Raw genomic sequence first — 26,457 nt, 5'->3', positions numbered from 1 at the left:
GCGTGCCCGCGGACAGGTCAGGGCGCGATCGCCACGACGACGGTCGCGGCGCGATCCTCGTCGTGCTCGATCCGAGCCGTGAAGCCGCGCGCCGCGAAGAGGGCCGCCGACGCGGCTGCCTGCGGTTCCCCGCATTCGATGAGGAGCGCCGCGCCGGGGGCGAGCCACGACCCGGCTTCCGCGGCGACACGCCGGTGCAGGTCGAGCCCGTCGGCTCCGCCGTCGAGCGTCACGAGCGGCTCATGGTTCCGCGCCTCGGGCGGCATGTCGGCGATCGCCCGGGTGGGCACGTAGGGGGCGTTGACGGCGAGCAGGTCGATCTTGCCGCGCAACCGGCGCGGGAGCGCGTCAAACAGATCGCCCTCGTGCACCTCGCCGATTCCCGCGAGGTTGCGCCGGGCGGTCGAGACGGCCGCGGGATGGATGTCGGCCGCGTGCAGCTCGAGGCCGGGCAGCCGCCGGGCGAGGGCGAGACCGATCGCGCCCGAGCCGCAGCACAGGTCGACGACGACCCGACCGCCGTGCTCCGCCGCCAGTTCGACGAGCAGCTCGGTGCGACGCCGCGGCACGAACACCTGCTCGTCGACGATCACCCGCAGACCGTCGAACCCGGCCCAGCCGACCACGATCTCGAGGGGGCGTCCGTCGACACGCTCGCGCAGCATCCGCTCGAACTCCTCGTCCGAGCGCGCTTCCGCGGCCAGGAGCGCCGCCTCGTCCTCGGCGAAGACGCAGCCGGCGGCGCGCAGCCGCTCGACAGCGTCGGCGTCGCGACGCCGTCGCGCCTCGCGGGCCGGGATCCCGGAGGCGTCGCTCAGACGATCCCCACGATGATGCGCGGTTCGCCCACGTGCAACCAATAGAACGACTGCGTCGCGAGCGTGAGGGTGATCTTGCCGTCCTCACCGACCGACGGGAACTCGCCGCCGCCGAACAGGTCGTACAGCGGCGACGTTCCCAGATCCTCGGTGTCGATCGTGACCGACACCGGGTTGTGGGCGAAGCTGAACACGCAGAGCACCTTCTCGGGCGAATCGCCGAACTGGCTGCCTTCACCCTCATACTCCCGCACGAACGCGAGCACCGAATCGTGGTCGGTCTTCAGCACGCGCAGCGAACCGAGGCCGAAGACCGGGTGCGCCTTGCGCACGTGGATGACGTTGCGCACCCAGTGCAGCAGCGACCGCGACTGCGCGAGCTGCGCCTCGACATTGATCTGGTTGTAGTGGTACACGAGCGACTGCACGACGGGCAGGTACAGCTTGCCCGGGTCGGCCGTCGAGAAGCCGGCGTTGCGGTCGGGGGTCCACTGCATCGGCGTGCGCGAGCTGTCGCGGTCGGGCAGCCAGATGTTGTCGCCCATGCCGATCTCGTCGCCGTAGTAGAGGAACGGGCTGCCCGGCAGGGAGAACAGCAGCGCGTGCGCGAGTTCGAGTTCCGCACGCGAGTTGTCGAGCAGGGGAGCGAGCCGGCGCCGGATGCCGATGTTCGACCGCATCCGCGGGTCGTAGGCGTACCAGCCGTACATCGCCTGGCGGTACTCCTCGCTCACCATCTCGAGCGTGAGCTCGTCGTGGTTGCGCAGGAAGACCCCCCACGCGGCGCCTTCGGGCACATCCGTCGTCTCCGACAGGATGCGCACGAGCTCGTCGGCGCGCTGCGACCGCAGCGAGTAGAAGATGCGCGGCATCACCGGGAAGTCGAACGCCATGTGGCACTCCGGCTCCTCCTCGGTGCCGAAGAACGCGGCGACCTCACGCGGCCACTGGTTCGCCTCGGCGACCAGGATGCGGCCCGGGTACTCGCGGTCGACCATCTCGCGGATGCGCTTGATGTACTCGTGGGTGGGCGGCTCGCCCTCGCCGTTGCCCTCCTCGGACTCGAACAGGTAGGGGATCGCGTCGAGGCGCATCCCGTCGACACCCATGTCCATCCAGTGCCGGATGATGTCGAAAATCTCCTCCTGCACCGCCGGGTTCTCGAAGTTGAGGTCGGGCTGGTGGGAGAAGAACCGGTGGAAGAAGAACTGCCGGCGCTCCGAGTCGAACGTCCAGTTCGAGTCCTCGGTGTCGACGAAGATGATGCGGATGTTCTCGTACTTCTCGTCCGTGTCGCTCCACACGTAGTAGTCGCCGTAGGGACCCTCGGGGTCGCTGCGGGACTGCTGGAACCACTCGTGCTGATCGGAGGTGTGGTTGAGCGGGAAGTCCATGATGACGCGCATGTTGCGCTCGTGGGCCTTCGTGACGAGCTCGCGGAACTCGTCGAGGGTGCCGAACTCCGGCAGGATCGAGCGGAAGTCCGACACGTCGTAGCCGCCGTCGCGCATCGGCGACGCGTAGAACGGCGGGAGCCACAGCGCATCGACACCCAACCACTGCAGGTAGTCGAGTTTCGAGATCAGCCCGCCGAGGTCGCCCGTGCCGTCGCCGTTGGAATCGACGAAGGAACGGATCATCACCTCGTAGAAGACGCTGCGGCGGTACCACTGCGGATCGAGCGTGAGGCCGGGCAAGGTGATCGGCGCGGTGAAGGTCACGCACGCAAGTCTAGAGTCGCGTCGCGGGCGCTCGGCACAGCGGCTGGGAGGTTGCCCAGACGTAGACTGGTGCGGATGCACGACTCCTCGCCGTACGCCGCCGCACTCGCCGATCGCCCGGTTCGCGCGGGCGAGATCGAGGTGCTCGGGTCGACCACCCGATACTGGGAGTACGGCCCCGCCGACGCCGCGACGACGATCGTCGTGGTGCACGGATTCCGCGGTGAGCACCACGGCCTCGAGCCCGTGATCGCCTACCTCCCCGACGTGCGGTTCGTCGCCCCCGACCTGCCCGGCTTCGGCGAGTCGACGCCGATGAGCGGCACCCGTCACGACGTGCCCGGCTACGGGCGGTGGCTGCGCGACTTCGTCGAGGCGCTCGGGCTCACCGGACGTGCGGTCGTGCTCGGGCACTCCTTCGGCTCCATCGTCGCCTCGGGTGCCGTCGCCGACGGGCTCGCGACCCCGCGGCTCGTGCTCGTGAACCCCATCGCCGCACCGGCTCTCGCCGGACCCCGGGGCGTGCTCACCCGCCTCGCGGTGCTCTACTACCGGATCGCGGCGCTCCTTCCCGAGCGGCTCGGCTTCGCGTTGCTGCGCAACCGCGCGATCGTGCGGATCATGAGCGTCGCCATGGCCAAGACCCGGGAACCGCGCCTGCGTCGCTGGATCCACGGGCAGCACGACCGCTACTTCAGCCGTTTCGCCGACCGCCGCGTGGTGCTCGAGGCGTTCCGTGCCTCGGTGTCGAGCGACGTCAGCCACTTCGCCGCCCGCATCGCCGTGCCCACCCTGCTCGTCGCGGCGGATCGCGACGACATCACCCCGATCGAGGCGCAGCACGCCCTGCTGAAGCGGTTCCCGGATGCGCGACTCGAGGTGCTCACGGGAGTGGGCCACCTCATCCACTACGAGAAGCCGGTCGAGGCGGCCCACGCGATCGCGGAGTTCCTTCCCTCGTGAAGGTGCTCATCGACTGCCGTTATGTGCGGGTGGGGCACCACGACGGCATCAGCCGATTCACCGCCTCGCTCGTCGCCGCCCTCGCGGCGCGCGAGCTGCCCGATCTGCGGCTCGAGCTGCTGATCTCCGACGAACGGCAGCTCACGAAGCTGCCGGAGCTGCCGTGGCACCGCATCCCGTCGCCGACGAGCCCGGGGGAGCCGTTCGTCGCGCGGCACGTGAACCGGCTCGAACCCGACGTCGTCTACACGCCGATGCAGACCATGGGTTCGCTCGGCCGTCGGTACCGGTTCGTGTCGACCCTGCACGACCTCATCTACTACGCCCACCCGACGCCGCCGCGTGACCTGCCCTGGTTCGTGCGGGTCGCCTGGCGCCTGTACCACCGCGCGTGGTGGCCGCAACGTCTGCTGCTCAACGGTGCCGACCTCGTGGTGACCGTCTCGGAGACCACGAAGCGGCTCATGCGCGAGCACCGGCTCACCCGGCGCGACATCGTCGTGGTGCCGAACGCGAGCGACCTGCCGCCGCGCGTCGAGCGCGACCGCCCGACCGACGGCGTGCTCGTCTACATGGGTTCCTTCATGCCCTACAAGGACGTGGACACGGTCGTGCGGGCGATGCGGGAACTGCCCGGCCACGAGCTGCACCTGCTCAGCCGCATCGCCCCCGCCGAACGGGACCGTCTGCTCGCGCTCGCGCCGGAGGCCCGCATCGTCGTGCACGACGGCGTCACCGACGACGAGTACCGCGCGCTGCTGGCCCGCGCCACGGCCCTCGTGAGCGCGTCACGCGACGAGGGGTTCGGCATCCCGCTCGTGGAGGCGATGGGGCACGGCACGCCGGTGGTCGTGACCGACATCCCGATCTTCCGTGAGATCGGTGGCTCCGCCGCCGCATTCTTCCCCGCCGGCGACGCGCACGCGCTCGCCGCGCGCATCCGTGAACTCGACGCGGACTGGCCCGCGCGGTCGGCCGCGAGCCGCGCCCGGGCGGAGTTCTACGACTGGGACCGCTCGGCGGACATCCTGCTCGACGTGCTGCGGAAGGTCAGCGCTCGGCCAGCGCCACGACGCGCGCGCCGGTGATCGCCCGCAGTCGGTCGACGGCGATGGGGAAGACCGCGTGGGCGCTGCCGGCCGCGGCCCACACCGTGTCGAACCGCAGGAGCGTCTCGTCGAACAGCGTCGGCAGCGGCGCCGGGTGGGCGAACGGCGGCACCCCGCCGATCGAGTAGCCGGCGTGCTCGCGCACGGTGCGCGCGTCGGCGAGGGCGACCTCCGCGCCGAGCGTCGCGGCGAGGCCCGCCGTGTCGAGACGGTGACCGCCGGAGACGAGAGCGAGCGTGGGGGAGCCGCCCACGAGCAGCAGGAGGCTCTTCACGATCGCGTCGACCTCGGTGCCGACGGCGGTCGCGGCCTGGGCGGCCGTGTGCGCGGAGTCGTCGAGCACGCGCACGTCGAGATCGTCCACACCGAGCTCGGCGGCGCGGTCGAGGAAGCGCCGGGTGCCCTTCTCGCTCACCGGCGCTCCAGCGCGTTCTGCTCGTCGAGGTCGTCGGCGCCGGGAAGCACGGACCTCTCCTCGATCGGGTCGTCGAAGGCGATCAGCCGCAGCGTCCCGTCCTCCACCCGGAAGCTGTGCACCGAGCCGTTGCTGATCGGCTCCGTGTGCCGACCCGGTTCGACGGCGTCGAGCACCGCGCGGATGACGCCGCCGTGGCTCACCACGACGACCGACTCGCCCTCGTGCTCCGCGGCGAGTCCGAGCAGCGCCGGCACGACGCGTTCGGCGACCTGCTCACGCGTCTCGCGCCCGCGCACGGTCGCCCCGTGCGGGAAGCGCTCCTCGACCTCCGGCCAGGTGAGCCCCTCCGCCTCGCCGTAGTTCCGCTCCACGAGGTCGGCGACGAGTTCCGGCTCGCCGAGTCCGATCTCCCGCGCGATGAGTCGCGCCGTGTCGGCCGCCCGCGAGAGCGGGCTCGCGGCGATGGCGCTCCAGCGGCGGCGGCTCAGCAGCCGGCCGGTCGCAGCCGCCTGCTCGCGGCCGGTCGAGTTGAGCGGGATGTCGGTGGCGCCCTGGATGCGTCGCGCGCGGTTCCAGTCCGTCTCGCCGTGGCGCACGAGGTACAGGTACGTCATGGTGTCCTTCCGGGGAAGGGCGACGACGGCTCAGACGAGTCGGTCTCGCAGCGCGGTCAGTGTCTCCGACGTGCCCGCATCGATCTTAATCGTCGCCCGACCGTCGCCCTTCGTGACACCGCGGTTGAGGATGACCACCGGCAGCCGGCGCCGCAGGGCCTGCTCGAGCAGCCGGATGCCGGAGTTGACCACGAGGGACGAGCCGGCGATGAGCAGCGCGTCGGCCGAGCGCACGAGCGCCGCCGCCTCGGCGAACTTCTCGGTCGGCACGAACTCCCCGAAGAACACGATGTCGGGCTTGAGTACCCCGCCGCAGACGCTGCAGACCGGGGGCACGAACCGGCTGATATCGGTGACCTCGACGTCGCCGTCGGGGGCGAGCTCGACCGCGCCGGGGTCGTCGAGCCACGGGTTCTCGCGCTCGATGCGCTCGGCGATGCCGCCGCGGGCGTACACCTGCCCGCACTCGAGGCAGCGCACCTGGTCCATGCTGCCGTGCAGGTCGACGACACGCCGGGAGCCCGCGCGCAGGTGCAGGCCGTCGACGTTCTGCGTGGCGATGCCGTTGACGACGCCCGCCTGCTCGAGCTCCGCGAGCATCCGGTGCCCGACGTTCGGCTCGGTCGTGCTGAAGGTGCGCCATCCGAGGTGGCTGCCGGCCCAGTAGCGGCGGCGGTAGTCCGCATCGGCGAGGAACTGCTGGAACGTCATCGGCGTGCGCACCGGGGCGCCCTCGCCGCGGTAGTCGGGGATTCCGGAGTCGGTGCTGACCCCGGCGCCGGTGAGCACCGCCACGGTGCGACCGCGCAAGAGGTCGACCGCCTCGTCGATCGCGGGCTGCGCCGCGCGGTCGCGCTCGGGAAGCACGACCGATCCACTGCCGACCGTCGTCATGGCACCTCCGAGCCCTTCCACCTCAGCGTAAACGTCGCAGGTGTCGGGATTGTTTCCGGCGACTCGACATCAGCCCTGCCCCGCTTCCGTCCTCGAGGTCGTACGCCGCCCGAGGATCAAACCGGCGGCAGCCCCAGCTCGGCGGCGTAGTCCTCGCCGTCCCGGCGATGGGAGGCGAACCGCCGCAGGCGCGCGAGGTCGCCTCGGCAGATCTGCGCCGCGAGACGATGGGCGAGCACGGCGCTGCCGAGCGCGCTCCGGGCATCCTCTCCCGGACGCACGGCATCCAGGTCCGCGGCGAGGCGGTCGTGATGAGTGGCGGCGACATCGAGGTCTCCTCCGCAGGAGAGCGTGATGACGGCCGCGAGGGCCAGCTGGTGGGAGAGGATGCGCACGCCCTCGTCGTCGCGATCGCCGGTGAGGTCATCCAGCACGAGGTGGCTGAGGGCGAGCGTGCGTGCCCACGCAAGGCGGGCGGACCGTTCGTCGCCGAGGTAGGGACCGACGAGACGGGCGATGCGCCCCCGCTGCACGGCAGTCATGCGAGCTCCTTCTGCTGGTCCACCCGAGTCGACCGTGGTCGGTCGGTTCCCCCGCGGCCGAGTCTAGGTGCGCGGCCGGTGCCGGGAGCGGCAGATGCGACGATGGTCCGATGATCCGCTACGAGATCGACGACGCCGACGACCCGCGCCTGTCCGACTACCGCGACCTCACCGATGTGGCGCTGCGGCGGACCGTCGAACCGGAAGGCGGACTGTACATCGCGGAGTCGGCGAAGGTGTTCGCGCGCGCACTGGCGGCGGGGCACCGCCCCCGCTCCGTGCTCGTGCAGCAGAAGTGGGTCGAGGATGCGGCCGAGCTGCTCGTCGGCACCGATCCCGGCGTGCCGCTCTATATCGTGCCGAACGAGGTCGCCGAGCAGGTGACTGGATACGCCGTGCACCGCGGTCTGCTCGCGAGCATGCACCGGCCGGCGCCGCGTCCGGTCGCCGAGGTGCTGGCGGACGCCCGTCGTGTCGTCGAGTTCGAGGACATCGCCGATGCGGGCGGTTGCGATGAATACGGTGCGTCGTCGCGGGCCGAGTCCCCGAAGCGTCGCTCGAGGATCGCGATCCTTGAAGGTCTGACCGACCACACCAACGTCGGGGCGTGCTTCAGATCAGCAGCGGCGATGGGCGTCGACGCGGTCCTCGTGACCCCCTCCTGCGCGGATCCCCTCTACCGACGCAGCGTGAGAGTCTCGATGGGCGCTGTCTTCCAAGTGCCGTGGACGCGCATAGACAACTGGCCGACGAGCGTGCAGGAGCTCCAGGATGCCGGCTATGTCGTCGCAGGCATGACCCTGGGGGAGGGCGCGATCACACTCGACGAACTGGTCGCCCAAGACCATGAGCGCCTCGCTCTCGTGTTCGGCAGTGAAGGCCATGGGTTCACACCTCACACCGATCGACTGCTCGATCGGCGCGTCACGATCCCGATGATGGGCGGCGTCGACTCGCTCAACGTCGCGGCGAGTTCGGCGGTGGCGTTCTATGCGACGCGATAGACGTCATCCGTACGCAGCGGGCGACGGGTGGCGCGGGCAGCTTGATGCTCGGTGGAGCGCCGTCGCGCTGTGGGCGCTACGCCGCTGAACTGAGCCCCTCGGCCACGCGATCCCAGCACGCCAGGTGCCGCGCCTCGACGACGGCCTGCGCCGCGTCGAGGTCGTCGAGGCACCAGCTGACGTTGAGCGCGGCACGCACGCGCGCCCACCGGGCTGCCCGCACGGGGTCGCACCCCATGGCTCGGGCGGCGACGACCACCCCGCGCCGCAGCAGGTCGGCGTCATCGCGCGAGATCCGGTCGGCGAGGTCGCGCACGAGGGGCTGCAGGTCGAACGCGGGGTCGCCGACGAGCGGCTTGATGTCGATGATGCGCCAGTCGTCGCCCGAGGAGATGAGGTTGCCCGGGTTGAAGTCGCCGTGGATGAGCGCGGTCCCCGTGCGAGCGCTCGTGAGGTCGAGGCCCTCCCGGAGGGCGTCCCGCACCCGATCCGACGGCACGCCGTGGCGCCGGGCGGCCTCGGCGTGCACGTCGAGCGAGACGAGCGCCCGACGCAGGAAGTACGTGAGCTGGTCGTCCAGCCGATCCACGTCGGTGTAGGGCACCGGGCACGCGGTGAGGCGGCGGTGCAGGCCGCCGGCGATCTCGAGGCTGTGATCGAAGGGAAGCCCGGCGCGCACTAGCGGGACGCCCGGCTCGATGGACTCCATGAGCGTCGCCCAGCGCCACGGGTCGACGCGGTAGACCGCCGGCGCCAGGTCGTCGGGGAGCGCATCGAGCACCGCCGCCTCCCACACGGCCTCGATGTGCGGGAAGCCGACCTTGAGCACCGCGCGCAACCCGTCCGGACGGGTGACGCGCGCCACGACGCCGCCCTCGCCCGCGTCGAGCATCTCCGGCTCGCTGAGCTCCCACTCGGCGAGCACGGTGTCGAACAGTTCGGTCGACACCGCGTCCCAGTCCGACTTCGCGGGATAGGCGTCGATCGCGCTCGATTCGAACGGCGGCAGCGGCATGGAACAACCCTAGCCAGCGTCGCTCCTCGGGCACCGGGACCGCCGGCACGGCTCCGCCGTTGCGGCGTGTGCGCGCGCACTGTCGCCTCGGGGCCTCCCTAGGATGATGCGGTGCCGCTGACCCGTGCCCAGATCTACCGGCGCCGCCGGGTCGCCGTCTTCGGCGGACTCGCCGCGGTGCTCGCCGTGCTCCTCTACCTTCCGACGACGCTGCTCGCTCCGGTGAGTGCGGCCGAATTCCGCCCCGTCGAGCTGCCGCCCATCACCACCGCACCGGCGGCCCCGACGTTCCCCGCCTATGGTGGCGGCGCCATCGGCGCGGTCGGCTGGGACGGCGTGCTCGCGACGTCGGGGGACACGGCTCCGCGATCCATCGCCTCGATCACCAAGGTGGTCACCGCTCTCGTGGTGCTCGACGCGCATCCGCTCGCCGTAGGGGAGACCGGACCCACGATCGAGACGACGACGGCGGATGTCGCGCTCTACGACTCCTACCTCGCCCGCAACGGCAAGGTGGTGTCGGTGCGCCCGGGCCTGCAGTTCACCCAGCGGGAGATGCTCGACCTCGTGCTCATCGAATCGGCCAACAACTACGCGGAGACGCTCGCCACGTGGGCGTTCGGGTCGCACCAGGCGTACGTGGACGCGGCGACCGCGTGGGTCGCCGCCCATGGGCTCACGCAGACGACGATCGTCGACAGCACGGGCATGTCGCCCGACAACCGCAGCTCGACCGCCGATCTGGTGACGCTCGGCAAACTCGCCCTCGAACATCCGGTGGTTGCCGAGATCGTGGCCACGCCGACGATGCAGCTGCACGACATCGGACGACTCGACAACACCAACGGGCTGCTCGGCATGGGCGGCGTCGACGGGATCAAGACCGGCACGCTCGACGAGGCGGGGGCGTGCCTGCTCTTCGCCGCCGACCTCCCTGTCGGGGGTGGAACGGTCACCGTCGTCGGTGCGGTGCTCGGTGCCGAGGACCACGATCAGCTCGACACCGATGTGCAGGCGCTGCTCGCCTCGGTGACGCCGGGCTTCCAGGAGGTCACGCTCGCGACCGACGGCGAGGTGGTCGGCAGTTACGCGAGCGAGTGGGGCGACCGGAGCGACCTCGTCGTCGTCGGCGACCACCGCACCGTCGTCTGGTCGGATGCGCCGGTCGCGGCGACCGTCGACTCGCGCGAGGTGCACCTCGCCCACGCCGGCAGCGACGCGGGTGCGCTGCGGGTCACCGTCGCGGGGGAGACGACCGACATCACGTTGCGGCTCGCCGACGAGATCGACGATCCCGGGCCGTGGTGGCGGCTGACGAACCCGATCGCTCTGCTGTTCTGACCAGCCGCCCGATCAGAGCGTCCGGTCGGTCTCCCGCACCCGCCCGGCGAGCGGCCGCTTCGCCGTGATGTTGTCGCCGGAGGACTGGTGGCGGATGCGCCGCAGCACCCACGGCAGGAGGTACTCCCGCGCCCAGCCGATGTCCTCGACGCGCGCCTGACGCCACGGCACGGGGTGCATCGGCTCGGGCCGGTACGGCTCGAGCGAGTGCTCGACGCCGAGCGCATCGAGCACGGCGATCGCGATCGTGTGGTGCCCGGTGGGGGAGAAGTGCAGCCGGTCCGGCGCCCACATGCGCGGGTCGCGCAGTTCGCGCAATGCCCACATGTCGATGATGACGGCGTCGTGCCGCGCGGCGACCGCGCGCAGGTTCTCGTTGTAGATCGCGACCTTGCCGCGCACCCGCCCGAGCACCGGCGTCATGCCGATGTCTGGTCCGGTGAAGAGGGCGACGGTCGCGCCGTCGGAGCGCAACCGGGCGATGGCGCCGTCGATGCGTCCCGCGACCTCGTCGGGATCGGTGTTGGGCCGGATGATGTCGTTGCCGCCCGCCGAGATGGTGATCAGGTCGGGCCGCAGTTCGAGGGCGGGTTCGATCTGCTCGTCGATGATCTGCTGGAGCAGGCGGCCGCGGACCGCGAGGTTGGCATAGGCGAGATCCTCGGTCTGTTCGCTCAACACCTCGGCGACCCGATCCGCCCAGCCGCGGTGCCCGCCGGGGCTGCGCGGTTCCGGATCTCCGATGCCCTCCGTGAACGAGTCACCGAGCGCGACGTACCGTGACCACGGGTGATGCTGTGTCATGCCTCCAGGGTGCCAAACCCGAGCGCCGCCCACATCCACCCGGAGAGGGATCAGCACGGGTCGAGCGGCGGGCCCCACGGTCGGTGGCGGCTGCGAGGATGGGCGGGTGAGCAAGCAGGACGGTCGAGGCCGCCAGGTCACCACCGCGCCGGTGGACGACCCGGCGGCCCACGTGCTGCACATGGACCTCGACGCGTTCTACGCGTCGGTGGAGCTGCTCGACCGCCCCGAGTTGCGGCATCTGCCCGTCGTGATCGGCCACGACTCGATGCGCTCGGTCGTCACGGCCGCGAACTACGTCGCCCGGCAGTACGGGGTGAACTCGGCGATGCCGATGAGCGTCGCCCTGCGCAAGTGCCCGAACGCCGTCATCCTCGAACCGCACTTCGAGAAGTACTCGCGCCTGTCCGGCGAGGTCATGGAGATCTGCCGCAGCGTCACCCCGCTCGTCGAGCAGCTGAGCATCGACGAGGCGTTCCTCGACGTCGCCGGGGCGCGGCGGCTGCTCGGCACCCCGTACGAGATCGCCGTCGACGTGCGCCGTCGGGTGCAGGAGCAGACCGGGCTCACGTGCTCGATCGGCGTCGCCGCCACGAAGTTCGTCGCCAAGCTCGCCTCGAGCCGCTCGAAGCCCGACGGACTGCTCGTCGTGCCGAAGGCCGAGACGCTCGACTTCCTGCATCCGCTGCCCATCTCCGCGCTGTGGGGCGTCGGCGCCCGCACCGAGGAGAAGCTGCGCGCCATGGGGCTGCAGACGGTCGGCGACCTCGCGCGCACCCCCGTCGAGACGTTGCACCGCTGGGTCGGTGCGGCGGGCGGAGCCAAGCTGCACGCGCTCGCGTGGGCTCGCGACCCGCGCTCGGTCGAGACGGAGCGCATCGAGAAGAGCGTCGGGCACGAGTCGACGTTCGGTCGCGACCTCACCGAGCCGGAGCAGGTGCACCGCGAGCTGCTGCGCCTCTCCGACCAGGTGGGGGTGCGGTTGCGCAAGCACGGGGTGGTCGGGCGCACGGTGTCGCTCAAGCTCCGGTACACCGACTTCACGACCATCACCCGCTCGCGCACCCTCGCCGAGCCCACCGACCTGGGACGCCGCATCTATGAGGAGGTGCGCGAGGTCTACGACGCCGTCGCGAAGCCGGGCGACCGCATCCGGCTCGTCGGGGTGAGGATGGAGCAGCTCGGCCGCCCCGAGGGCACCGCGCTCGGACTGTGGGACGACGACGAGGCATGGCGCGAGACCGAGACCACGATCGACGCGGTCGCCGAGCGCTTCGGCCGCGGTGCCGTGACGCCGGCCGCGCTCCTGAACCGCCGGAAGCGCGACCGGCCGCCGGCCGACTAGCGCACGAAGTCGACTCGGGCGCTCTCCTGCACGTACCCGCCGCGCTCGAACGTAATGCCCATCGCGACGTTGTCGTCGTCGGTCTCACCGGCGATGGACCGCGCCCCCGCGGCGAACTGCTGCCGGGTCATGAACGCGAGCAGGTCGGCGGCGAAGCCGTGCCCACGCTTCTCGGGCACGACGCCGACGTAGCCGTTGAGGGCCCGCTCGCCGGCGCCGCCGGTCACGAGCCCCACGAGCGCGCCGTCCGTGCGGTCGTAGGCGACGCGCCACAAGGACACGGGCCGGATGAACAGCTCCATGTCGCGCAGATCCTCGTGGGTGATCTCGTCGAGCGATTGAGAGCGTGCCGCTTCGACGGTGTGCGCATCGACGCTGTCGACGAGGGTGCGGCGGTACGCATCGACGAGTACCGGATCCCGGTGCGACTCGACCGGCTCGAAGCGCAGGCGGTCGGTCGTCTCGGGCACCCGTGCGGGATCGTCGGCACGGAAACGCCGCCGCCCGACGAGGTGCCGGAACCCGGCGGTGGCGAGCGCGTCGTGCATGTCCGGGAGGAACGGCGGCGGCATCGTCGTCCGATCCGGTGGGAGCACGAGATTCAGCTCGACACGCGGGAGTCCCTGTTCGCGTAGCTCCGCGTACGCGGTGGCGAGCAGTTCCGCGAAGAGCTGCACGCGGTCCGGCTCGGTGCCGAGCCAGGGCAGGTCGAGCGCGACGGGGAGGTCGGCGTCGCTGCCGGCCCACGCGGCGAGGGCGGCGACGACACGCCCCTCACGCCGGGCGAGCCAGACCCATCCGGGCCGGCGGTTGTTCTTCTCGAACGCCGCCCGCACCTCCTCGGGATCGGTCAGTCGATGGGCGAGCGGAACGTCGACCTGCAGGTCGAGTCCGCTGAGGGCGTGCGCCGCCTCGTCGATCGACGCGGCGCGGGTGATGGTGGTGCTGATGTGGGAAGACACACTCTCTCCTCGAGAGTCCGGGCGTTCCCCGGCGTCGCGGACCACGGATCAGCGAGACGACGAGGGGGAGACGCGGATACTGGTGATCACGGCGTCCTCCTTCCCTCGATCGGTGTGGTGCCCCGACACTAGCGCGTAGCGGTTCCTCGCGACAGGGGCGGATGTCGTACCCGGGCCGGTAGAATCTCGTCGAGTGAGCAGCGCGATCGAACACCCGCATCTGGGCGGGGGAGCGGCCGAGCGACTGCCACCCTCCTACCCCGAGCGCGCGGCCCGCGGAACCGCCGGAGCCCTGCGCGCGTGGCAGGCCGAGGCGCTCGAGGAGTACTTCCGCACCGAGCCCAAGGACTTCCTTGTCGCCGCGACCCCGGGCGCCGGTAAGACGACGTTCGCCCTCCGGCTCGCGAGCGAACTGCTGCACCGGCGCACGATCGACCGCATCACCGTCGTCGCCCCGACCGAGCACCTCAAGCGGCAGTGGGCCGACGCCGCGCACCGCGCCGGCATCCGGCTCGACCCGCAGTTCCAGAACCGGCAGCAGCGCTACGCGCGGCACTACCACGGCGTCGCCGTCACCTACGCGCAGATCGCCGTGCGGGCGGCGCTGCACCGCGAGCTCACCGAGTCCGGTCGCACGCTCGTGATCCTGGACGAGGTGCATCACGGCGGCGACGCGCTCAGCTGGGGCGACGCCATCCGCGAGGCGTTCGAACCGGCGACGCGCCGCCTGTCGCTCACCGGCACCCCGTTCCGCTCCGACACGGCGCCCATCCCGTTCGTGCGCTACCTGCGCGACGAGCGCGGCATCCGCCTCTCGCAGACCGACTACGACTACGGCTACGGACGGGCGCTGCAGGACGGCGTCGTGCGTCCGGTCATCTTCCTCTCCTACGCGGGCCGGATGCGCTGGCGCACCCGCCAGGGCGAGGAGATGGAGGCGCGGCTCGGCGAACCCGACACGAAAGATGTCACCTCGCAGGCGTGGCGCACCGCGCTCGACCCGAACGGGGAGTGGATCCCCGCGGTGCTGCGCGCGGCCGACCGGCGGCTCACCGAGGTGCGGCACTCGGTGCCGGATGCCGGCGGCCTCGTCATCGCGACCGATCAGACGGTGGCGCGCGCGTACGCCGAGATCCTGCAGCAGATCACCGGCGAGGCACCCACCGTGGTGCTCTCCGACGACAAGGGCGCGAGCGAACGGATCGAGCAGTTCTCCCAGGGCGAGCAGCGCTGGCTCGTCGCGGTGCGCATGGTCTCGGAAGGCGTCGACGTGCCACGGCTCAGCGTCGGCGTGTACGCGACCTCGGCCTCGACACCGCTGTTCTTCGCCCAGGCGATCGGGCGTTTCGTGCGCACCCGGCGTCGCGGCGAGACGGCGTCGATCTTCATCCCGAGCGTGCCCATCCTGCTCGCCCTCGCCTCGCAGATGGAGCTCGAGCGGGAGCACGCCCTCGACCGGGAACGCACCGACGACGGTCTCGACGATCAGCTCATCGACGAGGCGAACCGGCAGGAGAAGGCGTCGGAGGACCTCACCACCGAGTTCGAGTGGCTCGCCCTCGACTCCGAGGCGACCTTCGAGAAGGTCATGTACGACGGCGCCGAATACGGCCAGCTCGTCGAGCCCGGCACGGAGGAGGAGCTCGACTTCATCGGGCTCCCGGGGCTGCTGGAACCGGAGCAGGTGAGCGAGCTGCTCAAGGCGCGGCAGGCGCGGCAGTCGCGGCGCGTGGCGGAGAAGCAGCGGCACACGCCGCCCGAGCAGCGCGAGGAGCCGCCGCCTGCGCTGTACCGCACGCTCAAGGAGCAGCGCAGCCTGCTCAACAGCCTCGTCGGCATCTACGCGCGTACGGTGAACATGCCGCACGGCATGGTGCACGCGGAGGTCCGCCGCGTCTGCGGCGGCCCGGAGGTCGCCCGTTGCTCGGTCACCCAGCTGCAGGCGCGCATCGACTACCTCCGCAAGCGCATCGGCGGCTGACCCGGCGCGCTCCGGTCGCTGAGCCCGTTGCAGCAATCGCCGCAGCGCATCTCGATTTCCCGTCGCAGATTGCGGTGCGGGCGGACACGACCCGCAATTCGCGACGGGAAACCGCGGCAGGGTCGCGCCCGGTAGCGGCGGCCCGTGTCGGTCATCCGTTTCCCGTCAGTAGATGCCCTTACGGGGCGCCGATAAGGGCGACTACTGACGGGAAACCGATCCCGACGGCGACGCCGTGGTGCGTCGCGGGGTGCGGATGCGGACGCGCGCCGCTCAGCGGAAGTCGCGGGAGCGGGTCGGCACCGTGATCGACAGCGGCTCCACCCCGTCGGCGAGCACGTTGGTGACACCCTCCTCCGAACGCTCGAGCATGCCGCGCACGATGAGGGCGGGCGCGTCGCGCACCACGCGGCGGTACCGGCTCCACAGCCCCACCGAGCAGATGATGTTGACGAGCCCGGTCTCGTCCTCGAGGTTGAGGAACGTGATGCCGCTCGCGGTCGCCGGGCGCTGCCGGTGCGTCACGATGCCGCCCACCTCCACGCGGCGCCCCGACTCGGCGGTGCGCAGCGCCGCGGCGGTGAGCACGCCGCGCTGATCGAGGTCGTTCCGGATGTGCCGCAGCGGGTGGTCGCCGGGGGAGACGCCCGTGGCCCACAGGTCGTCGAGCAGCACCTCCGTCTCGGTCGGCATCGCGAACAGCGGCGGCTGCACCGCGACGAAGCTGTCGGGCAGGAACTCGGCCCGGTCGAGCGCGGCGTTGCCGGCCGCCCACAGCGCCTCGCGCCGCGACATCCCGAGCGCGTCGAAGGCGCCCGCGGTTGCGAGCGCCTCGAGCTGCGCGGCGACGAGCCCGGTGCGCCGCACCAGGTCGGCCATGCTGCGGTACGGGCCGTTCGCGTCGCGCTCCGCCGCGATCCGCTCCGCCACCTCCGCACCGATGCCCTTCACCTCGGTGAGCCCCATCCGCACCGCGAAGCGGCCGTCGCGGCGATGCGCGAGCGTCTCGTCGGGCGCGGTGGGGTCGAACACGGGCACGTGCGGCTGCTCCCGCTCGAGGCACGCGTCGAGTCCGGTCGGCTCGAGCGGGCCGCGATGCGCGGGGTCGGCGAGCGACTCGAGCCCGGTGAGCGCGCCGGAGCGCAGGATGCACGGCCGGCGCACCTCGACGCCGTGCCGTTCCGCATCCGCGACGAGCGACGCGGGGGAGTAGAACCCCATCGGCTGCGAGCGCAACAGCGAGGCGAGGAACACCGCCGGGTAGTGCAGCTTGACCCACGAGCTCGCGTAGACGAGCAGCCCGAAGCTCAGGCTGTGGCTCTCGGCGAAGCCGAAGTTCGCGAACGCCTGGATGCGGCCGTACAGCTCGTCGGCGAGCGCGCCGGTGATGCCGTTGTTGGCCATGCCGGCGTAGAGCTTCTCGCGCAGCGAGTCGATGCGCTCGAGCCCGCGCTTGGACCCCATCGCCCGCCGAAGCAGGTCGGCGTCGTCGCCCGTGCACTCGCCGACGGCCATCGCCATCTGCATGAGCTGCTCCTGGAACACCGGCACCCCGAGGGTGCGCTCCAGCACCGGTTCGAGCTTCGGATGCGGATAGGTGATGGGCTCCTTGCCGAGCTTGCGGCGCACGAACGGGTGCACCGCGCCGCCCTGGATGGGTCCGGGCCGCACGAGCGCGATCTGCACGACGAGGTCGTAGTAGCTGCGCGGTTGCAGGCGCGGTAGTAGCCCCATCTGCGCGCGCGACTCTACCTGGAACACGCCGATCGAGTCGGCGCGGCAGAGCATGTCGTACACGCCCTGCTCCTCCTGCGGGATGGTGTCGAGCTGCCAGTCCTCACCCGTCGTGTCGCGGATGAGGTCGAGCGCGTACTGCAGCGCGGCGAGCATCCCGAGCCCCAGCAGGTCGAACTTGACGAGGCCCATCCAGGCGCAGTCGTCCTTCTCCCACTGCAGCACCGTGCGGCCGTCCATGCGCGCATGCTCGATCGGCACGACCTCGCCCACCGGGCGGTCGGTGAGCACCATGCCGCCGGAGTGGATGCCGAGGTGCCGCGGCAGCTTGAGCGTCTGCGTCGCGAGCCCGACCACCTGGTCGGGGATGTCGTGGTCGTTGCTCTCGACGAGCGCGCCCCAGCGTTCCACCTGCTTCGACCAGGCGTCCTGCTGTCCCGGGCTGTAGCCGAGGGCGCGCGCCATGTCGCGCACCGCGTTCTTCGGACGGTAGCTGATCACGTTCGCCACCTGCGCGGCGTTCTGCCGGCCGTACTTGGCGTAGACGTACTGGATGACCTCCTCGCGACGGTCGGAGTTGAAGTCGACGTCGATGTCGGGCTCCTCCTCGCGCATCGCCGAGAGGAACCGCTCGAACGGCAGATCGCGGGCGATCGCGTCGACGGCGGTGATGTTCAGCAGGTAGCAGACGGCCGAGTTCGCGGCAGAACCGCGCCCCTGACAGAGGATGCCGCGCTCGCGCGCGAAGCGCACGATGTCCCACACGATGAGGAAGTAGCCCGGGAAGTCCTTGGTCTCGATCACGTCGAGCTCGCGCTCGATGCGGGCCCGGTCGGCGTCGCTCAGCCGCGGGTACTTGCGGGCGGCGCCCTCCCACACGAGCTGCCGCAGGTAGCTCATCGGCGTGTGCCCCTCGGGCACCTTCTGCCGCGGCAGGCGCGGCTTCGCCCGCCGCAGCGAGAACCCGAGCTCCTCGGCGTACTGCACCGTGCGCGACACCGCGCCGGGGTACCGGCGGAAGCGCTCCGCCATCTCGGCACCCGAGCGCAGATGGGCGGCCCCGGAGGCGGGCAGCCAGCCGTCGAGCTCATCGAGGCTGCGCCGCGCGCGCACGGCGGAGAGGGCGGTGGCGAGCGGATGCTTCGCGGGGGTCGCGTAGTGCACCGATCCGGTCGCGACGACGGGCAGTCCGCGGGCGGCCGCGAGCTCGGCGAGCGCGTCGTTGTGGGTGCTGTCGAGCGGGGTGCCGTGGTCGAACAGCTCGACGGCGACGTTGTCGTGTCCGAAGAGGGCGACGAGACGGTCGAGCTCCTCACCCGCCCGGCGGGCGCGGATGCTCGCCGACCCCTCACCCGTGAGCGCCTGACGCACCGCGCCCTTGCGGCATCCGGTCAGCACGAGCCAGTGCCCGTCGGCGCGCGCCGAGAGGTCGTCGAGGTCGTAGACCGGGCGCCCCTTCTCACCGCCGGCGAGCTGTCCGGCGGTGATCGCCGCGGCGAGCCGGTGGTAGCCCTCCTCCTGCCGGGCGAGCACGAGCAGGTGGGTGCCCTCCGGGTCGGGGGCGCCCAGTTGCGGGGCGGTGAGATCGAGGGAGAGCTCCGAACCGAACACGGTCGTGATGCCGTAGCTCTCGGCCGCCTCGGCGAGACGCACCGCACCGTAGAAGCCGTCGTGGTCGGTGAGGGCGAGACCGGAGAGCCCGAGCCGGGCCGCCTCCTCGAGCAGCTCCTCGGGCAGGCTCGCCCCGTCGAGGAAGCTGAAGGCCGAGTGCGCGTGCAGCTCGGCGTAGGGCACCGCGGCCTCGTCGGCGCGCAATCCCGCCGGCGGCACGTAGGCGGCGCGCTTCTGGCTCCAGGCTGGGCTGTCGCCGCCGTCGCCCGTGGTCGACGGCACGCTGCCGGGCCGACGGCCCTCGGTCAGGGCGCGCTCGAACTCCGACCAGGGGATCGGCGGGTTGTTCCAGCCCATGCGTCCTTCACCTCCTTCTGCCGCGACGCTCCATCTGCTCCATCCGGGTCAGTCGTACCGGGCCTCCGCCCACCAGCCGTCACCGCGCAACAGCAGCAACCAGGCGATCCCGTCGCCGTCGACCACCTGGAACCGGTGCTCCGGACCCGTCGACGCCGCATCCCACCAGCGCTCCTGCACGGTCCATGGCCCCGCCCAGCTCGCCACGGTGCGACGGGCGGCGCCGTGCGGGGTCGACGCCCCCGCTCCGTTCGAGAGCGTGAACGCTGCGGGCGGGGCGCTCGGATGCCCGCGCTCGTCGACCGTGACCGCCGCGCCCTGCGCATCCGTCACCGTCACCGCCCGCGGGGTGGGGAACACGGTCGAGGGCACCGGGGGCGGCAGGCTGCCCGGCCACGGGCGGCCCCGCTCGCGGGCGTGCACGGGGCGGTCGCCCCACGGCACGAGGGTCTGCCGGTCGGCGAGGGTGCGTCCGCCGCCGACCGTGGCGGTGACGACCCCGCGGTGCCCGAGCATGCTCTGCACGCGCGAGAGGGCGGCGTGCACCCGGTCGTCGGGTCCGGCGCCCCACAGCCCGTGCTCGTGGTTGCCGATCGCGTCGACCGTCTCGGGGGTGAGCCGCACCCGCACGACGCCCGAGCGCAGTCCGCCCTGCCCGGGGGTCGCGCCCTGCAGCTGCCAGCGCACCCGGTCGACCACCTCGCCCGCGGCGAACGCGCGCGGGTGCAGCCACACCCGTTCCGACCGCTCGCCGTTCTCCGCGGCGATCTCGACGCCGAGCGACGTGCACACCAGGTGGGCGGCGGCGAGTCCGTCGACGAACCGCTCGGCGGCGACCCGGATGCCGAACGCGACCTGGTCGACGTTGTCGAGGGGCGGTTCGAACGACACCTCGCGGTCGAGGTCACGCGGCGGCACGCGCGGCACGATGCGGCGCGAGTCCAGTCCGCCGGCGAGGGCGTGCAGCAGGGCGCCGTGGTCGCCGAGCCGGCCGCGCACCTCGTCGGGGGCGAGCGTCGCGAAGTCGCCGAGCGTGCGCACCCCGAGCCGCTGCAGCAGTCCGATGAGGTCGGCGTCATCGAGCACGGCGATCGGCAGCGGGGCGAGGAACTCCGCCGCCTTCCCGGGCGGCACCACACGTACCGGATCGGCACGGCGGGCGGCGTGCTCGGCCGTGAACGGACCGTCGGCGACGCCGGCCCGCACCTCGGGGATGCCGAGCTCGGTGAGGATGCCGACGAGGGTGAGGGCGGCGGGGATCTCGCCGCCGTAGTAGCGGGCGGGCCCGCGCACGCGCAGGGCGCTGAGCCCGGGCCGCAGGATCTGCACGCCCGGGGTGACCTCCTCGAGCGCGTCGATGACGGGGGCGAACGCGCGCTGGTCGAGCCCGGGATCGTGGCGCACGATCCGCAGCGTCGGGCATCGCGACTGCGCCTCACGACGGCGCTGACCGCGCCGCACACCCTCGCGGCGGGCGGCGGCGGAACACGCGACCACGCGGTTCGCCTCGACGAGCGCGACGGGCTCGTCGGGGTGCACGCGGGTGTCGCCGGCGCGGGAGAGCGCGACGACCGGCCAGTCGGGGCACCACAGCACGAGGCTGCGCACGGGGGAGTCGCCGACGGGTACCGGGGCGGCGGCGGGGAGGGCGCTCATCAGCCGACCGCCCGCACGCGCGGTGCGCGCACCGGACCGAGGGCCCGCACCTGCTGCTCGGGACCGGGCAGCAGCATCCGGGCACTGCGGGGCACCGGCGACTGACGGCTCGACACCGTGACGGTGACCTCGTGGCGGTCGAGGTAGCCGTGTCCGTCGCCGACGCCCGACCAGCTGCTGTCGCTGAGGCTGATCATCGCGTCGGCCTGCGGCCAGGCGCCGAGCACGAGCAGGGTCGCCCCGCGCTGGCGCAACCGTGCGGCGAGCCGCGCCACGGCGGAGTCGCTCGCGCGCGACGCCGGACGGGTGACGACGACCGTGAGCACGTCGGCGATCGCGGCCGTGACGCTCAGCCACTGCTCACCAGGTTCCGGAACGAGCACGAGCCGGTCGAGGTCGACGCCGAACTGCTGCGCGGCCTCGACTCCGAACTCGGGCATGCCGACGACGCCGCACCACGATCCGGCCGCGGACGGGCCGGAGAGCAGCGCCATCACGAGCGCAGAAGAGGGGGCGACCGAGTACGCGCCGCCCTCGAGCAGCGCGCCGCCGGGCAACAGGTCGGCGAACGCCGGATGCGTCGGCAGCGTGCGCGAATCCAGTTTGGGAGCCTGCATCTGCCGGATGCGCGCCTTGAGCCGCTGCACCTCGTCGGCGACGGGTGCGGCGGTATCGAGGAGGGTCGCCGGCATGCCCTCAGGATCGAACATACGTTCGAATATGTCAATCGGCACCGACATCGCGCGCGTGTCGTAAATCCCGCTCGTTTCCTGGGCGCTCCGGGCCGCCGCGCACCCCATCCTCACCGCATCCGCCGACCCGAGCCGCCGATGTATTTCGGACGGCAGTTCCCGTCGCATATTGCGGGTGGAACCGGGCCGCACCCGCACTTTGCGACGGGAAATCGCCACCACAGCCGCTCGCGGCGCGGGCGGATGCGCGGGGCGGGTCAGGCGGGAGGGGCGGGCACGAGCGGGGTGACGCCCGCGAGGTCGAGCCCGATCTCGACGAGGCGCACCTCGCCCGCGAGGGCGGACGCGGGCGCGCGCAGCAGGCCCGCCTTCACCGCGCCGAAGGTGACCGTGACATCGGCGGGCAGCACCGCCGCATCCGGCACGTCGCCCGAGTCGGGGTGGATGCCGCTCGGCACGTCGACCGCGACCACACGCGGGCCCGCAGGCGCCGCGACCACGGGCAGCAGGGCGACGACGAGTTCCCGCGGCACCCCGCGCAGCGCCGGGGAGTCCGAACCGATGCCGACGAGCCCGTCGACCACGACGGCCGCCGCGCGGGCGAGCGCGACGACCTCGCCGAGCGGGGCGGCGGGCCGCAGCCGCACCCCCGCGGCGAGCGCCGCCTCCCGGCCCGCCGGGTGCATCCGTTCCGCTGCGGCGACGGCGTCGACGCGCACCCCGTCGGCCGCGAGTTCCGCCGCGGCGAAGAGGGCGTCGCCGCCGTTGTCCCCGCCGCCGACGAGCACGAGCACCCGGTCGTCGGCGGAGCGCAATTCCCGGCGCAGTTCGTGCGCGAGTCCCGCGGCGGCGCGGCGCATGAGCGGCACCCCCGCGGCGAGCAGCGGGGCCTCGGCGGCGCGTACGGAGTCGGCGGAGTATCCGGCGGGCATCACACCGGCTCGAGCAGCGAGGGGTCGTCGATCTTGTTGCGGGTGGGCCCGACCGCGGATCCGACCGGGCGCAGTTCGAACCCGTCGCCGATGCGTGAGCCGGCGTCGAGCGCGTGCTGTACGAGCTCCTCGGAGGGCTTCGAGCGCGGGTCGAGCCAGTCGCCCCACAGCTCAGGGGCGAGGAACAACGGCATGCGGTCGTGGATCTCCTCGAGTTCCCCCGTCGCCGGGCGCGTGATGATCGTGGTCGAGAGCAGCCACTGCCCGTCTGCGGGGTTCTTCCACCACTCGTAGAGCCCCGCGAACGCGAGCGGGCTCCCGTCGGCGGGGTGCAGGAAGTAGGGCTGCTTGCCGTCGGCGAGCTTCTGCCACTCGTAATACCCCGCGGCGGGCACGATCGCCCGGCGCTTGACGTACGCGGTCTTGAACATGCCGTTCGTGGCGATCGTCTCGACGCGGGCGTTGAACGCCCGCACTCCGACCGAGATGTCCTTCGCGAACGAGGGCACCAGTCCCCAGCGCGCGCCCTCCAGTCGCCGTCCCTCCGAGCCCTCCTTCGCGGATTCGAGCACGACGGGGACCCGCTCGGTCGGGGCGATGTTGTACGACGGCGGCGGCACGTCCTCGGCGACGCGTTCGATCTCGAAGAGGTCGGCCAGGTCGTCCTGGCTCTGGATGACCGCGAAGCGTCCGCACATGCGCCCATTGTCCCCGGCACCGCCGACAGCGTCCAGCGCGCACTCAGCGTGCATCCGGTTCCGCCCCGCATCCGACGGGACGCGGGCGCTGCTCGCAGCGCACCCGTCGGCCGCTCCGGCTGCGCGGCACGCCGGAGCGGACGACGCGTCCGGGCGGCTCGCCGCCGACCTGGCGGGGGCGGCCGGTGCGCTCGACTGACCGCGCATCCGTAGGCTGGGAGGCATGTCCGCCGCTCCCGTGCCCGCCTGCGCCCGCGCGCGCGACGGAGCGATCGCGTCGGCCCTCCCGCGCTCCCGATGATCCCCGCCCGTCACCACCGTGTGGTCGCGGTGCTGCGTCTGGTCGTCGCCGTCGTCGGGGTCGTCGCGCTCGTCGGCCGGTTCTTCTACGGCCTCGGATTCAGCACGTTCGCGACGGGCAACTACTTCGGCTACCTCACGATGCAGAGCAACATCGCGGGGGTCGCGCTCATGGTCACCGGCGCCGTCTCGGCGTGGCGGCGACCCGTGGATGCGACATGGTTCAGCACCGCTCGTCTCCTGGTCACCTCCTACCTCGGCGTCGCGGGCATCGTGTTCGCGTTGCTCGCCACGCAGGCCGGCAACGTCGACTACCGCCTCGAGGTGCCGTGGTCGGATCAGCTGCTGCACTTCTGGATCCCCGGGTACGCGGTGCTCGACTGGCTGTTCGCGCCCGGTCGACGGCGGGTGTCGTGGCGGATGAGTGCCCTCGTGCTCGGCTATCCCGTCGTCTGGGGGATGGCGACGATGCTGCGCGGCTCGATCGTCGGGTGGTACCCGTACTTCTTCCTCGACCCCGGCCAGCTCGACAACCTGGGGGAGTTCGCCGGCTACGCGATCGCGGCACTCGCGTTGTTCTCCGGGGTCGCGGCGGCGCTCATCGGCCTGTCGCGCCTCATCCCCACACGGGTCTAGCCGGTCGCGCCGTCCTCCGCCGCGGGTTCGAGGAAGGGCCGCAGGCTCTCGAGTGCGGCCGTCTCGGCCTCGTCGTCGTCGTAGTCGGCGAAGCGGCGGGCGGCGTCGCCGGCGAGCCGGCCCACGAGCACGGCCTCCCCGGTGATCGGCTCGAGGTTGATCCACTGTGTGATGTCGAGGTCCTCGTCGAGCGACACCCACAGCGTCGCCTCGGTCGACCAGAGGGGCTCGTCGAACCGCAGCCAGACCACATCCTGCAGTCCCACGCCGAGGGCGGCGATCGCGGAGCGCTGCGCGAAGGGCAGCGGCGGGTCGAACTCGATGGCTCCGTCCTGCAGCACCCCGAGGGGCACGGTCACGATCACCCGGTCGACGTTGAGCGACTCCCCGGTGGCCAGGCGCAGGTTCACGCCGTCGGCGTCGTAGCCGATCCGCGTGACCGCGCTCGAGAGCGACACCCGGATGCCGTCGAGCGCGTCGTCGATGAGCGCTGCCATGCCGCCGGTGACGAGCTGATCGGCGCCCGCGGGCACCTCGGTCGTCGCGAACCAGGCGGAGAGCTCGTCCGGGTCGGCGCCGAGTCGCGCGACGATTGGGTCGGCGAGGTGCACTCGGAGCGCCGGGTCGTCGGTCGACGCCCCGGTGTCGGCGAGGGCGGTCGCCACCGAGACGTCGCGCACCCCGCTCGCGGCGGCGTCGACCGCGCGGGTGACGGCCGCGGCACCGGCGGCGGGGTCCACGTCGAGGACGGCACCGGCGGCGTCGCGCACCTGACGCACGTCCGCGATGGCGGTGTCGATCTGCAGGCGGGTGAGCTGCTGCAGCACGTCGGTCCCGGCGAGGTCGTGCACCCACGCGGCGCCGAGCTCGACCGGCACCGGCCAGGAGTCGGAGCGTCGCGTGTCGATGCGTCCGCCGGTGCGGTCGCGCGCCTCGACGACCACGACGTCGAATCCGTCGCGGGTGAGCTGCCGCGCCGCCGCGGCTCCCGCGATACCGGCTCCGACGATCGCGATGCGCTCGGCGTCGTCGGCGACCGCGGTCACCTCGTCGGCGGCGCGGCGGCCGGATTCCTGGGCACCGGCGACGCTGTTCGGATGCTCGCTCGAGGTCGCCTCGCCGGCGAAGAACACCCGGCGCTGCACGGGCTCCCGCAGGGCGACGCGATCATCCGGTGACGAACCGACGGGCAGGTAGCTCGACGCGCCCCGGGTGAAGGAGTCCGACGCCCAGCGGCTGCGGACCATCCCCGCGGGCCGCGGCAGCGGGCTGCTCGGGGTCGGGGTGGGGCGGGTGGGTCTCGGATCCGGCGTCGTGCAGCCGGAGAGCAGCAGCATCGACAGTCCCGATGCCGCCCCGATCAGGAAGGTCCGGCGTTGCATGCTCATCGCCCCGCCAGCCTACTTCGGCTGCACATCCGCCCGGAGGCCCGGCGACGGCGTCGACCCGAGTGCGAGAGTCGAGGGGTGCAGACCTTCCTGCCCTATCCGGAGTTCGACCGCAGCGCCGCGGTGCTCGACCGGGCGCGGCTCGGCAAGCAACGGGTGGAGGCGCTCCAGGTGCTCCGGGCGCTCACCGTGCCGGGATACGGCTGGCGTCACCATCCCGTCGCGAAGATGTGGCGCGGGCACCTGCCGGCGCTCGTGAAGTACTCGCTCGTCGTCACCGACGAGTGGATCCGTCAGGGCCACAGCGACACGGTGCGTCCGGTGGTGCTCGCCTTCGCGCCCGAGGTGGAGGCGTTGCAGCAGGCGGAACTCGACATGCCCCCGTGGATCGGCGACGAGGAGTTCCACCTCAGCCACCGGTCGAACCTCATCCGCAAGGACCCGGAGCTCTACGGGCCGCTCTTCCCGGGTGTGCCCGACGACCTGCCGTACAAGTGGCCGCCGGCCCCCGACGGCACGACGAACCCCGACGGCTCCGACCGGCTGCCCTGACCGCATCCGTCGGCGCCGCTCGCGCGGCGCGGCCGGCGAGTCCAGGCGGCGGCGCGGCCGGCGAGTCCAGCGGTCGCGGGGGCGGTCACGCCGCGCATTCTTGCGTGCGCCGTGATCCTTTCGAGCGCGCGTGGAAATGTGCGCGGCACAGGTCGTCGTCGAGACGAGGCGAGCGCGGATCTGGCGCGGCTGACGTTGCGACGACGCATCCGCTCCGGAGGCGCCGGTTAAACGGCGAGAGCCCCGGATTCCTCCGGGGCTCTCAGCTGTGCGCGAGGGGGGACTTGAACCCCCACGCCCTATACGGGCACTAGCACCTCAAGCTAGCGCGTCTGCCATTTCCGCCACCCGCGCGCTGGCCGACCAGGTC

The 26,457-nt window shown here is 72.2% G+C and carries 23 protein-coding genes and 1 tRNA gene; 8 read left to right on the top strand and 16 right to left on the bottom strand.

Annotation, left to right across the window (positions count from 1 at the left end):
* Positions 1 to 17: 17 nt before the first annotated feature.
* Together CLV46_RS08740 and treS are read right to left on the bottom strand one after the other, a co-directional pair.
* A complete protein-coding gene (locus tag CLV46_RS08740) occupies positions 18 to 800 on the bottom strand; it encodes a putative protein N(5)-glutamine methyltransferase (protein ID WP_100365976.1) in 783 nt (260 codons plus the stop codon).
* Positions 801 to 814: 14 nt separating this feature from the next.
* Positions 815 to 2,539, bottom strand: a complete 1,725-nt coding sequence (treS, locus tag CLV46_RS08735; protein WP_100364410.1) for a maltose alpha-D-glucosyltransferase — start codon at positions 2,537 to 2,539, stop codon at positions 815 to 817.
* A 75-nt stretch (positions 2,540 to 2,614) separates the two neighbouring features.
* Between treS and CLV46_RS08730 the strand changes: the two genes are divergently transcribed.
* Positions 2,615 to 3,502, top strand: a complete 888-nt coding sequence (locus CLV46_RS08730; RefSeq protein WP_100364409.1) for an alpha/beta fold hydrolase — start codon at positions 2,615 to 2,617, stop codon at positions 3,500 to 3,502.
* Positions 3,499 to 4,590, top strand: a complete 1,092-nt coding sequence (locus tag CLV46_RS08725) for a glycosyltransferase family 4 protein (protein WP_100364408.1) — start codon at positions 3,499 to 3,501, stop codon at positions 4,588 to 4,590. Before CLV46_RS08730 ends, CLV46_RS08725 begins: the two co-directional genes overlap by 4 nt.
* Here CLV46_RS08725 and CLV46_RS08720 read toward each other — a convergent pair.
* The 4 genes from CLV46_RS08720 to CLV46_RS08705 all read right to left on the bottom strand — a co-directional run bounded on the left by CLV46_RS08720 (position 4,553) and on the right by CLV46_RS08705 (position 7,079).
* Complete coding sequence (locus CLV46_RS08720) at positions 4,553 to 5,026, bottom strand: YbaK/EbsC family protein (protein ID WP_100364407.1); 474 nt, start codon at positions 5,024 to 5,026, stop codon at positions 4,553 to 4,555. The genes CLV46_RS08725 and CLV46_RS08720 overlap by 38 nt on opposite strands.
* A complete protein-coding gene (locus CLV46_RS08715; protein WP_100364406.1) occupies positions 5,023 to 5,643 on the bottom strand; it encodes a histidine phosphatase family protein in 621 nt (206 codons plus the stop codon). The genes CLV46_RS08720 and CLV46_RS08715 overlap by 4 nt, the downstream gene beginning before the upstream one ends.
* A gap of 30 nt (positions 5,644 to 5,673) precedes the next feature.
* Positions 5,674 to 6,537 (bottom strand): Sir2 family NAD-dependent protein deacetylase, encoded by an 864-nt coding sequence (locus CLV46_RS08710; RefSeq protein WP_100364405.1) that lies wholly within the window; start codon positions 6,535 to 6,537, stop codon positions 5,674 to 5,676.
* 116 nt (positions 6,538 to 6,653) lie between these two features.
* Complete coding sequence (locus CLV46_RS08705; protein WP_100364404.1) at positions 6,654 to 7,079, bottom strand: hypothetical protein; 426 nt, start codon at positions 7,077 to 7,079, stop codon at positions 6,654 to 6,656.
* 110 nt (positions 7,080 to 7,189) lie between these two features.
* Here CLV46_RS08705 and CLV46_RS08700 point away from each other — a divergent pair, with 110 nt between their 5' ends.
* Positions 7,190 to 8,083, top strand: a complete 894-nt coding sequence (locus CLV46_RS08700; protein ID WP_100364403.1) for a TrmH family RNA methyltransferase — start codon at positions 7,190 to 7,192, stop codon at positions 8,081 to 8,083.
* Between the two features lie 76 nt (positions 8,084 to 8,159).
* Here CLV46_RS08700 and CLV46_RS08695 read toward each other — a convergent pair whose 3' ends face one another.
* A complete protein-coding gene (locus CLV46_RS08695; RefSeq protein ID WP_100364402.1) occupies positions 8,160 to 9,098 on the bottom strand; it encodes an aminoglycoside phosphotransferase family protein in 939 nt (312 codons plus the stop codon).
* Positions 9,099 to 9,209: 111 nt separating this feature from the next.
* Between CLV46_RS08695 and CLV46_RS08690 the strand changes: the two genes are divergently transcribed.
* Positions 9,210 to 10,439, top strand: coding sequence for a D-alanyl-D-alanine carboxypeptidase family protein (locus CLV46_RS08690; RefSeq protein WP_100364401.1), 1,230 nt, complete (start codon positions 9,210 to 9,212; stop codon positions 10,437 to 10,439).
* A gap of 12 nt (positions 10,440 to 10,451) precedes the next feature.
* On the opposite strand, the gene CLV46_RS08685 is transcribed toward CLV46_RS08690, so the two are convergent.
* The gene (locus tag CLV46_RS08685; protein WP_100364400.1) at positions 10,452 to 11,243 is read right to left on the bottom strand and encodes an SGNH/GDSL hydrolase family protein; all 792 of its coding nucleotides are present in this window, start codon (positions 11,241 to 11,243) and stop codon (positions 10,452 to 10,454) included.
* A gap of 106 nt (positions 11,244 to 11,349) precedes the next feature.
* On the opposite strand from CLV46_RS08685, the gene dinB reads away from it, so the two are divergent.
* A complete protein-coding gene (dinB, locus tag CLV46_RS08680; RefSeq protein ID WP_100364399.1) occupies positions 11,350 to 12,588 on the top strand; it encodes a DNA polymerase IV in 1,239 nt (412 codons plus the stop codon).
* Here dinB and CLV46_RS08675 read toward each other — a convergent pair.
* On the bottom strand, positions 12,585 to 13,550 hold the full coding sequence (locus tag CLV46_RS08675; RefSeq protein WP_100364398.1) for a hypothetical protein: 966 nt from the start codon (positions 13,548 to 13,550) through the stop codon (positions 12,585 to 12,587). The genes dinB and CLV46_RS08675 overlap by 4 nt on opposite strands.
* A 193-nt stretch (positions 13,551 to 13,743) precedes the next feature.
* On the opposite strand from CLV46_RS08675, the gene CLV46_RS08670 reads away from it, so the two are divergent.
* A complete protein-coding gene (locus CLV46_RS08670) occupies positions 13,744 to 15,531 on the top strand; it encodes a DEAD/DEAH box helicase (protein WP_100364397.1) in 1,788 nt (595 codons plus the stop codon).
* 273 nt (positions 15,532 to 15,804) lie between these two features.
* On the opposite strand, the gene CLV46_RS08665 is transcribed toward CLV46_RS08670, so the two are convergent.
* From CLV46_RS08665 to CLV46_RS08645, 5 genes are all read right to left on the bottom strand, one after another.
* Positions 15,805 to 19,233 carry an error-prone DNA polymerase gene (locus tag CLV46_RS08665; RefSeq protein ID WP_100364396.1) on the bottom strand — a complete coding sequence of 1,143 codons (3,429 nt, stop codon included), beginning with the start codon at positions 19,231 to 19,233 and terminating at the stop codon, positions 15,805 to 15,807.
* Between the two features lie 48 nt (positions 19,234 to 19,281).
* A complete protein-coding gene (locus CLV46_RS08660; RefSeq protein ID WP_100364395.1) occupies positions 19,282 to 20,889 on the bottom strand; it encodes a DNA polymerase Y family protein in 1,608 nt (535 codons plus the stop codon).
* Positions 20,889 to 21,581: a hypothetical protein gene (locus tag CLV46_RS08655; RefSeq protein ID WP_100365975.1), complete on the bottom strand. Its 693-nt coding sequence runs from the start codon at positions 21,579 to 21,581 to the stop codon at positions 20,889 to 20,891. Before CLV46_RS08655 ends, CLV46_RS08660 begins: the two co-directional genes overlap by 1 nt.
* A 257-nt stretch (positions 21,582 to 21,838) precedes the next feature.
* Complete coding sequence (locus CLV46_RS08650) at positions 21,839 to 22,513, bottom strand: NAD(P)H-hydrate epimerase (protein ID WP_100365974.1); 675 nt, start codon at positions 22,511 to 22,513, stop codon at positions 21,839 to 21,841.
* Complete coding sequence (locus CLV46_RS08645) at positions 22,513 to 23,211, bottom strand: SOS response-associated peptidase (RefSeq protein ID WP_100364394.1); 699 nt, start codon at positions 23,209 to 23,211, stop codon at positions 22,513 to 22,515. Before CLV46_RS08645 ends, CLV46_RS08650 begins: the two co-directional genes overlap by 1 nt.
* 297 nt (positions 23,212 to 23,508) lie before the next feature.
* On the opposite strand from CLV46_RS08645, the gene CLV46_RS08640 reads away from it, so the two are divergent.
* Complete coding sequence (locus CLV46_RS08640) at positions 23,509 to 24,147, top strand: Pr6Pr family membrane protein (protein WP_100364393.1); 639 nt, start codon at positions 23,509 to 23,511, stop codon at positions 24,145 to 24,147.
* Here the strand turns inward: CLV46_RS08640 and CLV46_RS08635 are convergent.
* A complete protein-coding gene (locus tag CLV46_RS08635) occupies positions 24,144 to 25,535 on the bottom strand; it encodes a flavin monoamine oxidase family protein (protein ID WP_100364392.1) in 1,392 nt (463 codons plus the stop codon). The two genes, CLV46_RS08640 and CLV46_RS08635, sit on opposite strands and share 4 nt — an antisense overlap.
* Before the next feature lie 78 nt (positions 25,536 to 25,613).
* On the opposite strand from CLV46_RS08635, the gene CLV46_RS08630 reads away from it, so the two are divergent.
* Positions 25,614 to 26,087 (top strand): MSMEG_6728 family protein, encoded by a 474-nt coding sequence (locus tag CLV46_RS08630; protein WP_170028554.1) that lies wholly within the window; start codon positions 25,614 to 25,616, stop codon positions 26,085 to 26,087.
* A 269-nt stretch (positions 26,088 to 26,356) separates the two neighbouring features.
* Here CLV46_RS08630 and CLV46_RS08625 read toward each other — a convergent pair.
* Positions 26,357 to 26,441 (bottom strand) — tRNA-Leu (locus CLV46_RS08625).
* Positions 26,442 to 26,457 lie beyond the last annotated feature (16 nt).

This window comes from Diaminobutyricimonas aerilata (assembly GCF_002797715.1).
Taxonomy (GTDB): Bacteria; Actinomycetota; Actinomycetes; order Actinomycetales; family Microbacteriaceae; genus Diaminobutyricimonas; species Diaminobutyricimonas aerilata.
This window is presented reverse-complemented; position numbering and strand designations above follow the sequence as displayed.